Genomic DNA, 14938 nt, shown 5'->3' with positions numbered 1-14938 from the left:
TTCCCCTTATCGGTTTGTTGCTAGCGGATTCGGCACGGAAACGAAACAATATGTTTTCGCCTCTGGCTGCAGCCGCATTTTTGTCAGCGCCTTATGGTCGACGAGCGGCCGGTATAAAGCTTGGCGGTCTTCGTCTACCGCGAACGTTAGGCTCGGGTCTTTCGCCAATTCGGCAAACACCGCATCACATTGGCGGCGGACGCACGCCCAGCCTTGTTCCTCGGCGATGCCCCATCGGCGGCTGATATGCCGGATGATTTCCCCAAGCTGATTTTGAAAGACCGTATAAAACACTTTGTTTTGCACTTCACGCAAATCGTCGGTGACGGTGATCGAGTCCGGCCGGACGTCGATCTCGAGCCCTTGGCGCGTGAGGCGCGGCCGGTACAGACGGATGCCGCCCCAGTCACGAAACAGCAATTTGACCGGTTTTCCTTGTCGAAAGACAGGAACCGTATTTTGTAAATGTCCTTCCAGTCCGATGCCGTATTTGACAAGCAGCGTCAAAAAGCCACGGACGGCGATGGCGGCGTACTCGTGAAGAAAGGAAAGCGCCGTTTCGTGGGACGATGGCCGGCCGCACCCGCTGGCGTACGCTTCGATGATCTCCACGATGATCGTCTGGCCGCTAAATGGAGATGGGGCATATAAGGCGGTGCCGGCAATGGCGACTTCCCCTTCGCCGATGAAACGGCCCAGTCCTTCGCGATAAATGACCGATAAGTTCCGTGCCTTTTTTGGGTCTTCCGAGCGGAACGAGCAGCCACCGATTTCACAAACGGGAAGAAAGATGCCGGACAATATGTTTTCCCTTTCCATAATCGTGCGAAACAGCCGGCTGTATGCCGCGCCGTTGTTGGCCGACTGGGGGGAAATGGACCTGACCGTCGAGGTCATTTGGCTATGGACGGCGGTTTTGATATACAACGGTGCTTCTTTCGCCAAAACGGTCCGGAACGAGGCGGTCGCCTGCGCCGGGATCGTCACCCCTTCGATCAGCCAAAGGCGGCCGTCGCGCAGCTCCTCACGGTAGACGTCAGGAATGATATGCCCGTATTGCCAAGGGTGGACAGGTACGAGCACATAGTCTTCCAGCTGCTTGTTCGCTTGCCGAAAGCGTTCCGCAACCGGGCGGCGCAACGACGGGAAACGGTCGAGCAAGAAGGCGTTCGGGTCCTCGTATCCATCAAAACGAAAATCGCACAAATTGCGTCGGACGGCGACGATCGGCAGCTGCGGTGCGCCGCCAAACTCCGCCGAGTAGGCAAACACATCCTCCGCAGACATCGGCAGTTTCGTTTTGGCGCCCGGATGGAGAGGATGTCCTTCAATGCAAAGCTGTTCGAAAAACAGTGTCGGGCAAAATGACGGGTCGCTCTGCCGCTGTTCAATGTAGGCAAACAAGTCGTCAGCTTCCGTCCGCATCATCCGGCAAGTTTCCTCAAAGTGCCAATAGGCAAGCGCCAAATTGGCGGTACCGTTTTCCAACTCTTTTGCCAGCTGTGCCCATGCTTGTTCCTCGCCGGCCGCTTTGATGAGCGGCGTTAGCAACGAAAGGAAGGAAAGGGCGTCCCGCACCGTTTGGATGCCTTCGCCGATCCAAACGACCTCTTCGCCGACGTCGCATTGGCGGAAGGCGGACTCGCCGCGGATCGGGATCAGCAAACATTGGCCGGGAGCAACGGGGAACAATTTATACATGATCCCTTCTTGCAAGTGGGCGGCCGGCAGCTGGCGGACAGCCGGTTCCCATTCTGGCGTCAGCCCGTGCCAGTTCGTGATATACACTGAGCCGATTACTTGCAAGTTGTAGGAACGGGAGTGTAGACCGAATACGTCCTCCCGCAGCAACGCGGCGACAGTGCGCTGCAACATCGTTGTTCGCGCCCGCTCGACATGGCGGAAGTAAGCAGGAAGCCGGTCAGGGAACCGTTTCCGGATGAATTGTGCACATTCCTGCTCGTGCGGATAGAGCGTCATAGGAGCCGTCGGGGCGAATAAACGGGTGCTCATCGTTTTCATTCCTCCCTTTTCCATTTGGCCAGCGGATTGGCCGTTTCAATGAAATGATTGCGAAGATCGTCCGTTAAGCGCATAGCGACGAGCGCTTTCATCGGCAGCATCGGGGAAAATAGCGCTTCGCGATCTTGTTTGATCTGTTCTTTGATTTCGCTGTCGCGGGCAAGCAAAGCGAACGCCTCTTCGATCACGTCGGCCAGCGTCTGCCAAAAGAGTGGCTCTTCCACAGAGAATACGCGAGACAGGCAGGCGATCAGCTCGCCAAGATGGTTGTGAATGACAGCATGGGTGAATGTGTGCTGCAGCTCGGCGATATCCGCTGTCACAATGCTTGACGGTGCGAGCTCATCGAGCGGATAGCAATGACGTCCGAAGCGGCCGGAATGAAGGCGAATGCCCCCTAAATCGCGAATATGCATCGCCTGAGGCACACCGCGGCGAAAGACAGGGACGCTGTTTTGCAAGTGGGCTTCGAGACTGATTCCGTACTTGCATAAAAGAACGAGCAGCGGCGGAATGAGCGTTTCCGCATATTGACGAAAAAATGACAAAGCCGCTTCATGCATGGAGCTTGCCGCTTGATCTTCCGCATATTCCTCGACAAGTTCGGCCGCCACGGGTTTGTTGCTTAGGAAAGACGGGGAAAGAAGCGCCACGGCCGGCAGCGCGATCTCCCCTTCAGCCAGTCCGCGTTCCGGATTGTCCCGGACGATGGCCGAGAGCTGTTTGCCAAGGGCCGCCGTCTCCTCGTCCGTTCGGCCGCGAGGCAAGAAGCAGATGCCTGCCTTTTCACTGACGATCCGAAAGCGGGGGGCGAGCCGTTCGTTTGTGAGTACATCGGCCAGCCATGCCGATAATCGCGGCCCATTGGCTGCCGCCGCCGGGGATACGGTGCGGATGGCGCTTGTCATTTGCACGTTGACCGGCGTTTTCAAATGATCGCCGGAAGCGCTGGGGATCATAAACGTCCGCACGGAAACGAGCGGATAAGCAGGCAGTATGCCGCCATCGATCGGAACGATGGTTTGTGCGGCCAGCTCTTGTTGGAAGCGCTGTTGGATGACGTGTTTCCATTGCCATGGATGAACAGGGATGACGTCGTATTCGCATTCAGACAGGCCGTATGCCCGCAACGTGTTTTGTACAACGGACTGCAACGTTTCATCTTGTTCGTAAACCCAATCTGCCATCCGTCCGTAGGAAAAGGAAACAAAGCGGCAATGGCTGCGATGCACCGCCAGCAAGGGGAGAGAGACAGTGGCTTCCCATTCCGGCGAATACTCAATCATATCTTGGACGCTGAAGCCAAGCCTTGTTTTGGCGCACGGATGCAGCGTATGTCCGTCAATGACCGACTGTTCATAAAAGACGAGCGGACTGAACGGGCGCCGCTGAGCGCGCACCCACTCGAGCGAAGAGGAGCACTTCCCGTAGGCGTCGCGCCGCCGGCTTCTTCGCCGCTCGGCCGCGGCTAAGGCGAGCGCATCGTTCACAACGCTGTTGGCGATTTCGGCGCAAAATCCGCTCCAGTTTGGCGCGGAACCGATGAGCCCTTCGCTCCGAAGAAGCTCGAGCAGCTCCAAAGGAGAGGAGAGGGGGGTTCGCTCCTTTCCGTCGAGCAGCCAAAGATGCACAGTGACAAATTGACCGAGGCTGAACCGTTCGGCTACTGCCGCGTTGATCTGTTTTGTCCCGGAAAGGGGGATGAAAAGTTCCCATTCTTCCCCGGCGCGCTTCCAGATGACCCGGTCAGGGGGAATGAGCCGTTCGCGAATGAGCGCCTGCAGCAGCCGGCCGGCGATGCGCCGCCGGCTATTTGGCAAAATAGACAAAAACAAACGAGCCAGCGACGGATCAATCGTTTGTAAAGACTGATAGGTTTTCTCTTCCTCATCAAGAAAGAGGTGGATCGAATGCAAGGGAACCCCTCCATTTGATAACGATTATCAATTTCGATAAAAATCATAATACAAATGATTATCATTTTCAACATGAAACAAAAAAATGGTCCTTCTGTACAAGGGGAGGAAGCGGACAGTAAGAAAAACCGACTAGTTCGTTCGATTGGATGGCCGATCATCAGGCGATTTTGCCGCAGGACAAAACAAAAGCGAAAACGGGGGCCCCATTGTCGAAGCCCCCGTTTTTGATCATAGCGATTTGTTTTCCCAGATGGCGTTCGCCAGCAGGCGGAACAGGTAGTCGGTATGGTCACGGAATCCAGCTTCAAGCCCGATCAACGTGACGTCGGCGTTTCGTTCGCGGACAATGACAGCCGCCCCTTGGGCAGCATCGCGGTTTTTCCAATGCCCGGCGACGAAGAAGCCTGAATCGTTCATAAATGTCGCTTCGATGATATCATTGCCCGTATTTGTATACCATACCGGGCGGTACACAAAGCCGATGTCGTCTTGGCCGTAGCCGACGGTTGTCCCTGTGCCGCTGTAGTTGACGCGGACGATGCCGTTGCTGTTTGAGCCGCCGATATGAACCGTGTCATCGGTGAGGCCGAGCGTGTAGGTCGCTCTTGACGCCCCAGCGCCGACAGCGATATATTTGCCGCCATGTTGGACAAATGCGGTGACGTTGGCTTTGAAGGCGTTGTACTGCTCTGCGCTTTGCAAGCCAAACTCTTTATTGGCGGCACTCAATTTGAAAGAAATCAAGTTTTCCGTGCCGCTGTAAATAAAGACGTCAAATCCGTCAAGACCGTTTGCGGCCACTTCGACAGGCGTCAATTCAGTCACTTGGAAGCCGAGGCGCTGCAGCGCCAGCTTCGTGCCGGAATGGGATTGCTGTTTATTCATCCCGCCGTCCTTCAATAGGGCGATGCGGACGCTTGTAATCGGTTCGGCATCAGCCGGAACAGCGGCGGTAGAAATATGCAGTCCCGATTCTTTCACCGCTGCTGCGATGCGGTTGGCCGGCGCTTCCACATAGAAGTTTCCGCGCTCATCGCGTTTGACGGCAATGCCTTGTTGCAACAGCGTATTCACGAGACGGACGGCGCTGACCGAGCTGTTCGGAATGAGGTACGGGCCTTTCCCGGTTAACGACCCTTGCACTTGGACGTTTCCTACGTTTGTCGCTGGGACGTTCACCTTCTCGTTAACAGGGATGGCCGCAAATCCCCATAATTCCGGCAAACTCCATGCCGAGATGTCATACATCGCCGGCGTATCGTCCGTAATGTCTTCGCCATCCCAAAGCATTGTGTTGGCTAAGCCCGCTTTTGCCTGGTCCATCGGAACGATGTACGTCCCTTTCGGATACGTTGTCCCGCCTACGGTAAACGGCTGCGCCGCCTGTTTCACTTCAATGTCATTGCGGAGCAGATGTTCCACCGCTTTTAAGGTGACGGTCGGATCAGTTTCATCGACCGGCAAAATATAGGCGTTCGGGAAAAAGCCTTCCGGATGATGCGGATGGCTGAATGTAATTCCACGTTTAAACATTTCAATTTGGTCGGCGATCATTTCTTGCTTATGTTCAACAGCGAATTTCAACGCGCCCATAATCGCGTTGTATTGCCAACGAACGCCGTCCCAATCGTTAGTTGGCGCTTCGAGCGTGTGACCGTAAGCGCCATGGTACATGGCGTACATAGGCGTGAAAATCGGCGGATAGTCATCCCAGCCGGCCGCGTCGTCTCGATACGGAATATAGACGCCTTCCATCGATTTGTACAGTTCGCCTTGATAAGAGGCTTTGTCGGCCAGAATTTCCGCTTCCATCGCTTTTGCCTGCTCGAGCGCCCATTTGATGTACAAATCATATTCATAGTTCGGGTTATGCGGCGGCGTGCAAGGCTCGATCAGCCCTTGCAGGTTCGGCCCATAGTTTTTGACATACCCATGCGTATCAAGGAAGACCATGGGATTCCATTCTTTGATTAATTCTACGGTTTCCCGTGTTTCCGGTTGCGACTGGGTGATAAAATCGCGGTTCAAGTCGATTCCCACGCCGTTAAACCGCGTCGCCTGCACGCGTCCATCCGGGTTTTGCACGACGTTAAAAATGAGGACGGTGTTCGCTAAAATTTGTTTCGTCACGTGATCGTTTTGTGTGGCGAACCGTTCAATCAGTTGAAGAATGGCGTCCGTGCCGACAAATTCAGTTCCATGGATTGAACCGTTGATCATAATCGGCACTTTGAAGTCTTCGTTGTTCGCCACCCATTCTTGCGCTTTGCCCGGATTTTTGAACATTTGCTTCCGGAGCGCCTGAATTTTGCCGAATTTGCCGCGCGTCGACGGGTCGGCAATCGTGACGACATAAAGCGGATAACCGTTCACTGATGTTCCTCTCACTTCCACCTTGACGCGGTTCGACCGCTTTTCAATTTCGTTCAGTTTGGCGCCGATTTGCGAAAACTTGACAAAGTCATAGTTTTCTTGGTTAAACAAGCTTCCGTTTTGTTCTTCAAACGCATTGACGTTCGTCCATTTGACCGGTCCGGCTTGCGCAGCTGTCCAAGGGGAAAAGGCCAGCAAACCAACGGCAAGCGCGCCGCCGATCATTTTCTTTTTATCCATGAATGATCCTCCATTCTATTGATCTAGCAAATGAATATTTATAAGACAATCGTTATTTTAATGCAATTCCTTTTTGCTGGCAATAGAAATTTTATTTCAGGCTATCGGAGAGGGCACTAAAGAAGGAAAATACATGTGTGCTGGCGAATATGTCCATGCGATAGGAATAGTAAAAAGTTTTTTGACGATAGAAAAGGGGGAAAACAGTTTGTCGTTCATGAGTTATATCATTCGCACGATGTTCGTCGTCATCCCGGGAACGGCGGCGATCGGCCTTGCGATATGCCTGGCCAACAGCATTCGCGGGGCGGCGTTTTGGTGGACATTGGCCGCTACATTGCTATTTGGCGCGATTGTCGGTTTCATTTCAGCAACGCTCAATTACCGACGGTTTGTTGCTCCGATTGCCGTCATTAACAAATATTTAGACAAGATGACAGGCGGGGACTTAACGGTGCGCGTGCCGCTGGACAGCGTGCAGCAGCTGCGGCCGATTGCCGCATCATTGAACGATATGGCGGACGCTTGGCAAAAGGTGATCGGCCGCATTCAACACCATGCTGACGAAGTGTCGCAGTTTTCCGGCCAGCTAGCCACCGTCGCCGAGCAGACGACGGGAGCGACAGAACAAATTGCGGCAACGATGGAAAGGCTCGCTGCCCATGCGGAAGAGCAGGCGGATGCGGCCCGTGGCACAGCGGCATCGGTCAATGACATTTCCCAAACGCTCGTTGACGTTGCCCGTCATACGAAAGAAGTGGCTCACAGCGCCCAAGAAACGGCGGTGAAAGCGGAAGCCGGCAAGCAGTCCGTGACGCAAATGGCTGAGCAAATGCAATTCATTTACGACCACGTTCAAGCGCTCGGCCAAGTTGTCAAAGGGCTCGGGGAGCGCTCGAATGAGATCGGGCAAATTACGGAAGCGATCACGGGCATTGCGTCACAGACGAATTTGCTGGCGCTCAATGCGGCGATTGAAGCGGCGCGCGCCGGCGAGCAAGGGAAAGGGTTTGCTGTTGTCGCGGACGAGGTGCGGAAATTGGCGGAACAGTCCGCACGTTCAGCGCAGCAAATTTCCGATCTCATTGGCTACATTCAAGAAGAGACGAAGTTGGCGATTTCCTCCACAGAGCGGGTCGTTGCTGAGGTGACGCAAGGGTTGGACGTCGTCGCTGTCGCCGGTCAGTCGTTTGCTGATATTCGCGAGGCGGTCGGTCAAGTAAGCGAACAAATTCGACAAGTATCGTCCGCGATTGAACAAATGACGGGCCATGCCCGCCAGGTGGATGAGGCGCTCCGACAGATGACCCAAATCGTTGAACAGTCAGCTGCTAGCGCTGCCAATGTATCGGCGGCAACCCAAGAACAAATGGCCTCGGTCGAAGAAATCGCCTCTTCGTCGACATCGCTCGGCCAGATGGCGGACGAGATGCGGGTGATGCTAAAGCAATTTTCAGTATGAGTAGAGAAAAAGTGTGTTTGTAAAGCTGTGGCATGGAACAAAATGGTTTGCGCATTGGCCTATTGTGCAGTAAAATAAAAAAAGTCAGTCATCATGGTTATACGCTCATCTGCTAGGGGAGTCCGGGAGCCGGGCTGAGAAAAGAACGCGATGAAGTTCTTTGACCCTTTGAACCTGATCTGGGTCATGCCAGCGTAGGGAAGCAGGCAGCGGGAACAGATGGACGCTTGGGTTGTTCATTTGGTCTTTTTGCCTTGATCGGGTTCCGTTCGTTTTGCGGAACCCGTTTTTGCGTAAATATCCCCCGTTTTTGCCTCTCTTTTGCTGGTGCGGCTGCAGGTCTCAACCACCATTTCAAAGGAGGAAAGCCGCATGGAGAACATCCGCTCGTTTATGTCGTTTCCAGCCAGCCGAAAGGTGTACATCGAAGGATCGCGTCCGGACGTGCGCGTGCCGATGAGGGAAATCGCGTTGTCGCCGACGAAAACGCCGCAAGGAGAGGTGGAAAACAAGCCGGTGCGCGTTTATGATACAACCGGTCCGTACACGGATCCTAATTTTGAACCGAATGTAGAAAAAGGATTGCCGCTTCTACGCCGCAACTGGATTGTTGAGCGCGGCGATGTCGAAGAAACGGAGCCGCAGGCAACCAGCAGCCGTGCGTTGTCGCTTCCGTTTGCGCGCCGTCCGCTGCGGGCGAAGCCGGGAAAAGTGGTAACGCAAATGCATTACGCCAAAAAGGGAATCATTACACCGGAAATGGAATTTGTCGCGATTCGCGAGCAAATTGATGCGGAAATCGTTCGCCAGGAGGTTGCTGCCGGCCGAGCGATCATTCCTGTGAATATTAATCATCCAGAAAGCGAACCGATGATTATTGGCCGCCGTTTTCATGTGAAAATTAACGCCAATATCGGCAACTCGGCCGTTTCTTCCTCGATTGAGAATGAGGTGGAAAAACTGCTCTGGGCGGTGCGCTGGGGCGCCGATACAGTGATGGATTTGTCGACCGGCAAACACATTCACGAAACGCGTGAATATATTCTCCGCAATTCGCCGGTTCCCATCGGAACAGTGCCGATTTACCAAGCGCTTGAGAAAGTGGGCGGCGTGCCGGAGAAGTTGACATGGGACGTGTATCGCGAGACGTTGATTGAGCAGGCTGAACAAGGGGTCGACTACATGACGATCCATGCCGGCGTGCGGCTGCATTACATTCCGCTCACCGTCAACCGGACGACTGGCATCGTCTCGCGCGGCGGCTCGATCATCGCCCAATGGTGTTTGGCTCACCATCAAGAAAACTTCTTGTATACGCATTTTGAAGAAATATGCGAGATTTTAAAACAATACGATGTTGCCATTTCGCTCGGTGACGGCCTGCGTCCGGGTTCCATTGCCGATGCAAACGACGAAGCGCAGTTTGCCGAACTTGAGACGCTCGGCGAGCTGACGAACATCGCCTGGGAGCATGACGTGCAAGTGATGATCGAAGGGCCGGGGCATATTCCGATGCAGAAAATCCGCGAAAACGTCGAGCGGGAACAAGAGCTTTGCCATGGAGCGCCGTTTTACACGTTAGGGCCGCTTGTCACCGACATCGCGCCGGGATACGACCACATTACATCAGCGATTGGCGCCGCGATCATCGGCGCCTACGGGACGGCCATGCTTTGCTATGTGACGCCGAAAGAACATTTAGGGTTGCCCAATAAAGAGGACGTGCGCGCCGGAGTCGTTACGTATAAAATTGCCGCCCACGCCGCTGACTTGGCGAAAGGGCATCCGGCTGCCCAGCAGCGCGACGATGCGCTCTCAAAAGCGCGCTTTGAGTTTCGCTGGAACGATCAGTTCCACTTATCGCTCGATCCGGAGCGGGCCCGGGAATACCATGATGAAACATTGCCGGCTGAGGCGGCGAAAACCGCCCACTTTTGTTCGATGTGCGGACCGAAATTTTGTTCAATGAACATCTCGCACGAGCTGCAACGGAAAATCAAAGAAGAAGGAATGAAAGAAAAGGCGGACGAATTTGTGCGCGGCGGTTCGTCGCTCTATCGGTAAGAAGAGGCTGTATATGTGTGCCGGGCGTGACTAGACGCCCGGTTTTTCTTTCGGATATTATGCCTGTACAGCGTTAGCGTGAAAAGAAAGGCAGGAAAAGCGCGTCGAAAGAGGAATCATTCACCGCGATCGATATTCTAATTGTTTCAAACGAATAATAAAATGATTTACGAGAGGAGAAGAGCTAGATGAGACAAATGGTATGCGCCCACAAAGCAACGGTTCCATCGTTCAGAGAGGCCACTCGCTAAGCACGTATTCGAACGATGGCGATGATCCGGCTTCGACCGGAACCGGACGCCCTGCCGTTTGCCTGCCCCGCGCGTAAACCATCGAATCGAAGGGGGGAGAGGCTGCGATGAAGATGGCTTCCGACTTAGTGAGAGGAATGCCGCCGTATTTGTTTTCCGCCTTTGAGCGCAAAAAAGCCGAGCTGGCGCAAAAAGGCATTGATGTCATCGACTTAGGCATCGGCGCGCCAGATTTGCCGCCGCCGCCGTTTCTTATTGAGGCGATGAAGCGCGAACTTGATGACCCGCGCAATTATACGTATTCTCCGTACGCCGGCTGCCGCGAATATCGCGAAGCCGTCGCCGACTTTTACGAGCAGCAGTATGGCGTCAAGCTTGATCCAGATACCGAAGTGCTCGCTTTGATCGGTTCAAAAGAAGGTATTGTCCATCTATTGCAGGCGCTGATCGATCCGGGGGATGCGGTGCTCGTTCCGAATCCGGGCTATCCGGTGTATCGCACCGCTATTCACCTTGCCCGCGGCACGCCGATCGATTTGCCGCTCGACGCCGCTTGTGACTACGCACCACAATTTTCCGCTCTTGATCCGTCCACATACGACCGAGCCAACATCATGCTGTTAAACTACCCAAGCAATCCAACAGCATCACTAGCCGCCATCGATGTTTTCCTCGAAGCGGTCACGCTGGCCAAAAAACACCGTTTTCTCATCGCTCATGATTCAGCTTATTCATTGTTGACATTCGGTGACGCCTCTGCCCCGAGCGTGCTGCAAGTCGATGGTGCCAAAGAAGTTGCCGTCGAATTTGGTTCCTTGTCGAAAAGCTACAACATGGCTGGTTGCCGCATCGGTTACATCGTCGGCAATCAAGAAGCCATTCGGGCGCTTTCGATCTTAAAAAGCAATATCGATACGTGTCAGTTTCTAGCGGTGCAAAAGGCGGCAGCCGCTGCATTGCGGAGAGGAATCGAAGCCGCGAAGGAGAACGGCCGCATCTACGAACAGAGGATGAAGGCCATGACGGCTGCGCTTTGGCAAATGGGCGTGCCCGTCCGGCCGCCGCGGGCGACGTTTTTCCTTTGGGTGCCGACGGCGGTTGGTTACTCCGCCGCTGAGTTCGCCGCCCGGCTGCTTGATGAGGCCGGAGTGATCGTGACACCGGGAACGGCGTTTGGCTCGGCAGGGGAAGGGTATGTGCGCATATCGCTCGCTGCCCCGACGGAACGGCTGCTCGACGCCGCGCGGCGCTGGAAGGCGATTGACTGGGAGGGACGGCCATGAAAAAGCGGATCATGCGCGGTCTTTCCGTCCCGCAGGCAATCGTCGAATGTGTAAAACAAGAGGGTGTTTCTCATTTGTTCGGCGTGCCGGGAGAAAGTTATTTGCCGCTGTTGGATGCGTTGTACGACGAACCGACGCTCCAGTTCATTTCCACCCGCCATGAAGGCGGGGCGGCGTTTATGGCTGAGGCGTATGCGAAAGCGTCCGGCAAACCGGGCGTTGTCCTGGCGACGCGTGGGGTCGGCGCGGCCAATTTGGCGATCGGGGTTCATACGGCACGTCAAGATTCGACGCCGCTTGTCGTCCTGTTAGGACAAGTGCACCGCCGATTTCGCGGCCGTGAAGGCTTTCAAGAGGTGGAACTAGACGAATGGTTTCGTCCGCTTGCGAAGTGGGCGGTCGAGATCACCGACCCTGAGCGCGTTCCAGAACTTGTGCAACGGGCGTTTCGGGTGGCGAAAACGGGACGGCCCGGGCCGGTGGTTGTCTCGATTCCGGAAGATGTGTTTACGGCAACGGTCGCTGAGGCAGTGTTGCTGGCGATGGATGCGCCGCGCCCCGCTCCGGCGGATGATGAGGTGAAACGGATCGAAGCGGCGCTCGCCGCTGCCCGCCGGCCGCTCATTGTCGCTGGCGGCGGGGTGAAGCGGGCGCGCGCTGAGCAGGCGCTGCGCCGCGTCGCTGAACAATATTCCCTTCCGGTCGCTGCCGCGTTTCGCCGCCATGACGTGTTTCCGCATGACCACCCGCTTTATGTCGGCCACTTCGGTCTTGGCGCACCGGCGGCCGTTGTTGAGACGGCCAAGCAGGCAGATCTGATTTTGGCGGTCGGCACGCGGTTGTCGGAAGTGACGACGCAAGATTATACATGGCCGCTGCCGCACCAGACGCTCATCCATATCGATATCGACGAGGAGGCGCTCGGCAAAGTGTTTTCCGCGGACATCGCTGTCGCAGCCGACGCCCGTGAAGCATTGTGGGCGCTGTCAGGGCGGCAGATTGTCCCGTCCTGGAACGAATGGGTCTCGGCGCGCCGGCGCGCCTATGAGGAAACAGCAAGACGGCCGCAGCCGCCGCGAAACGTGCAAGAAGCCATCATCGCCGAGCTGCAAGTGCGGCTGCCGGATGACGGCGTCATTACGAACGATGCCGGCAATTTTGCCGGCTGGCTGCACACGTTTTTCTCGTTCAAGGAACGGCAGCTGTATATCGGCCCGACATCAGGTGCGATGGGATACGGGCTGCCGGCCGCCATCGGTGCGAAGCTTGTTCATCCAGAGCGGCCGGTCGTTTCGCTATCAGGCGATGGCGGGTTTCTCATGACAGCGGCCGAACTGGAGACCGCGTCCCGTTATGGCGTCCCGGTCATCAGCCTCGTTTTTAACAATCGGATGTACGGAACGATTCGCATGTATCAAGAGCTTCAGTTTCCGGGACGGGTGGTCGGCAGCGGACTGGGTGAAGTATCATTTGCGAAATTGGCTATGGCGTTAGGCGCCAACGGCGTTACGGTGGGGACGGTCGATGAGTTTGCCGCTGCGTTTAAGCAGGCGCTTGTCGCGGCGAAACCGACTGTGATTGAGGTGATGACAGAACCGGAACAATTGTCCGTTACGATGAGACTTCCGGGCAGATGAAAGCGGTTGAGCAGAGTTTTCGCATGGGGACCGATTGAGATCACGAACAATGTGATGAAAAGGACGAATGTGGCAAAGCACCTGTACAGCGAACCAACAGGCAAAGGAGGATGGTTATGAAAGCGTTGAATTTTATTAACGGAAAATGGCAACCGGCTTTAAGCGGGCAATGGGCGCCGGTGGTGAATCCGGCAAACGGGGAAACGATCGGGGAGGCAGCGGTATCTGCAGCGGCTGATGTCGATGCCGCCGTTCAAGCGGCGAAAGCGGCGCAAAAGAAATGGGCGCTCGTGCCGGCGCCGAAACGCGCGGAAGTTTTATATAGAGTCGGGATGTTGCTAAAGGAGCGGAAAGAACAGTTGGCTCGGCTGCTGACGATGGAAATGGGGAAAGTGATCGAAGAGGCGCGCGGCGAAGTGCAAGAAGGCATCGATATGGCGTTTTACATGGCGGGTGAGGGGCGGCGGTTGTTCGGTGATACGACTCCGTCCGAGCTGAAAGACAAGTTTGCCATGAGCGTCCGCGTGCCGGTCGGGGTTGTCGGCATCATCACCCCATGGAATTTTCCGATTGCCATCGCGACGTGGAAGTCATTTCCGGCCATTGTCGCCGGCAACGCCGTCGTCTGGAAGCCGGCGCTTGAAACCCCGTTTATGGCGCGCGAGCTGGCAGCGATTTTCGCTGAAGCCGGTCTGCCGGATGGCGTGTTTAACGTCGTTCACGGCGATGGTCCGACGGCAGGAAACGCGCTTGTTGAGCATCCGGACGTGCCGGTTATTTCGTTTACCGGCTCGAATGACGTCGGCCGCCAGATTGCTGAGAAATGCGGCCGCCTGTTGAAAAAAGTATCGCTTGAAATGGGAGGGAAAAACGCGGTGATCGTCATGGATGACGCCGATTTGACATTGGCGGTCGACGGCATTGTTTGGAGCGCGTTCGGCACATCGGGGCAGCGGTGCACGGCGTGCAGCCGGGTCATTGTCCATGAGCGGGTGAAACAAGAGCTCGAGCGGCGCCTGCTTGAAGCGGTGAAGACGCTGAAAATCGGCGACGGGCTGGATGAAACGGTCAAGGTTGGCCCTGTCATTCATGAAGAAGCGCTGCAAAAAATCGATCGCTACGTGCACATCGGCCGGGAAGAAGGAGCGAAGCTGCTCGTCGGCGGCCACATCTTGCGCGAGGGAGACTACGCGCGCGGCTTTTATTACGCGCCGACGATTTTCACCGATGTCACACCCGATATGCGCATCGCCCGCGAAGAGATTTTCGGTCCGGTTGTGTCGATCATTTCCGTCCGCAGTTTGGACGAAGCGATCGCCGTGAACAACGGTGTCGACTACGGGTTGTCAAGCGCTATTTTCACCCGTGACGTCAACAACGTGTTTCGGGCGATGCGCGATTTGGATACGGGCATTGTGTATGTCAACGCAGGGACAACGGGAGCAGAAATTCATTTGCCGTTCGGCGGCACGAAAGGAACAGGCAACGGCCACCGCGATTCCGGCGTCGCTGCGCTTGATGTGTTTACCGAATGGCGAAGCATTTATGTCGACTTCAGCGGCAAGCTGCAACGAGCACAAATCGATACGGGTGATTGAACCGGCCTGTCGCCTCTCTGGTTGACGAACGAGAAGTGAACATACGTGATGGATGAACACGGTGGCCGAACAGGCAAAAAAGCAGCCGC

The 14938-nt window shown here is 55.5% G+C and carries 8 protein-coding genes and 1 riboswitch; of the genes, 5 read left to right on the top strand and 3 right to left on the bottom strand.

What is annotated here, in order from left to right; translation table 11 throughout:
• Positions 1-6 precede the first annotated feature (6 nt).
• From B9L21_RS13900 to B9L21_RS13890, 3 genes are all read right to left on the bottom strand, one after another.
• Positions 7-2013: an IucA/IucC family protein gene (locus tag B9L21_RS13900; RefSeq protein WP_168157892.1), complete on the bottom strand. Its 2007-nt coding sequence runs from the start codon at positions 2011-2013 to the stop codon at positions 7-9.
• Positions 2014-2018: 5 nt separating this feature from the next.
• A complete protein-coding gene (locus B9L21_RS13895) occupies positions 2019-3938 on the bottom strand; it encodes an IucA/IucC family protein (RefSeq protein WP_063166810.1) in 1920 nt (639 codons plus the stop codon).
• A gap of 231 nt (positions 3939-4169) precedes the next feature.
• Positions 4170-6554 carry a M14 family zinc carboxypeptidase gene (locus B9L21_RS13890; RefSeq protein ID WP_063166809.1) on the bottom strand — a complete coding sequence of 795 codons (2385 nt, stop codon included), beginning with the start codon at positions 6552-6554 and terminating at the stop codon, positions 4170-4172.
• A 208-nt stretch (positions 6555-6762) separates the two neighbouring features.
• Between B9L21_RS13890 and B9L21_RS13885 the strand changes: the two genes are divergently transcribed.
• From B9L21_RS13885 to B9L21_RS13865, 5 genes are all read left to right on the top strand, one after another.
• Positions 6763-8016 (top strand): methyl-accepting chemotaxis protein, encoded by a 1254-nt coding sequence (locus B9L21_RS13885; protein WP_063166808.1) that lies wholly within the window; start codon positions 6763-6765, stop codon positions 8014-8016.
• A gap of 104 nt (positions 8017-8120) precedes the next feature.
• Positions 8121-8234, top strand: a riboswitch (TPP riboswitch).
• Between the two features lie 154 nt (positions 8235-8388).
• Positions 8389-10080, top strand: a complete 1692-nt coding sequence (gene thiC / locus B9L21_RS13880) for a phosphomethylpyrimidine synthase ThiC (protein WP_063166807.1) — start codon at positions 8389-8391, stop codon at positions 10078-10080.
• Between the two features lie 358 nt (positions 10081-10438).
• On the top strand, positions 10439-11614 hold the full coding sequence (locus B9L21_RS13875) for an aminotransferase class I/II-fold pyridoxal phosphate-dependent enzyme (protein WP_063166806.1): 1176 nt from the start codon (positions 10439-10441) through the stop codon (positions 11612-11614).
• Positions 11611-13251: a thiamine pyrophosphate-dependent enzyme gene (locus B9L21_RS13870; RefSeq protein ID WP_063166805.1), complete on the top strand. Its 1641-nt coding sequence runs from the start codon at positions 11611-11613 to the stop codon at positions 13249-13251. Before B9L21_RS13875 ends, B9L21_RS13870 begins: the two co-directional genes overlap by 4 nt.
• A gap of 116 nt (positions 13252-13367) precedes the next feature.
• Positions 13368-14849, top strand: coding sequence for an aldehyde dehydrogenase family protein (locus B9L21_RS13865; protein WP_063166804.1), 1482 nt, complete (start codon positions 13368-13370; stop codon positions 14847-14849).
• The last annotated feature ends 89 nt before the right edge of the window (positions 14850-14938 follow it).

This window comes from Geobacillus uzenensis, from assembly GCF_002217665.1.
GTDB classification, from domain to species: Bacteria; Bacillota; Bacilli; order Bacillales; family Anoxybacillaceae; genus Geobacillus; species Geobacillus subterraneus.
This window is presented reverse-complemented; position numbering and strand designations above follow the sequence as displayed.